General features: G+C 62.7%; 1 pseudogene. It reads right to left on the minus strand.

Annotation, left to right across the window (positions count from 1 at the left end):
- Nucleotides 1-574 (minus strand): annotated as a pseudogene (locus EOA36_RS36680) (ATP-dependent chaperone ClpB); the annotation flags it as partial.

Consider the following 574-nt stretch of genomic DNA (forward strand, 5'->3'; position numbering starts at 1 on the left):
CTTCTTTTCCAACTCGGGGATCTTGCCATAGGCAAGCTCCCCGGCGCGCTGGAACTCACCCTTGCGCTGGGCAATGGCAAGGTCGTTGCGCGCCTCGTCGAGCTGCTTCTTCAGATCGGCGGCAAGCCCAAGCTTCTGCTTCTCGGCCTGCCACTTCGAAGTAATCTCGCTCGATTCCTCCTCAAGGCCGACAAGTTCCTTTTCCAGGCGGGCGAGCCGGTCCTTCGAGGCTTCGTCCGTCTCGACCTTCAGCGCCTCGCGTTCGATCTTGAGCTGCATGATGCGGCGGTCGATCTCATCCAGCGCCTCAGGCTTGGAATCGACCTGCATCCTGAGCCGCGAGGCGGCTTCGTCGACCAGGTCGATCGCCTTGTCCGGCAGGAAGCGGTCGGCGATGTAGCGGTTGGACAGCGTCGCCGCCGCCACCAGCGCCGAATCGGAGATACGCACCTTGTGGTGCTGCTCATATTTCTCCTTCAGGCCGCGCAGGATCGAAACCGTGTCCTCCACCGTCGGCTCGTCGACGAAGACGGGCTGGAAACGGCGGGCCAGGGCTGGGTCCTTTTCGACATGC

The sequence above is a fragment of the Mesorhizobium sp. M8A.F.Ca.ET.021.01.1.1 genome (assembly GCF_003998025.1).
GTDB lineage: Bacteria > Pseudomonadota > Alphaproteobacteria > Rhizobiales > Rhizobiaceae > Mesorhizobium.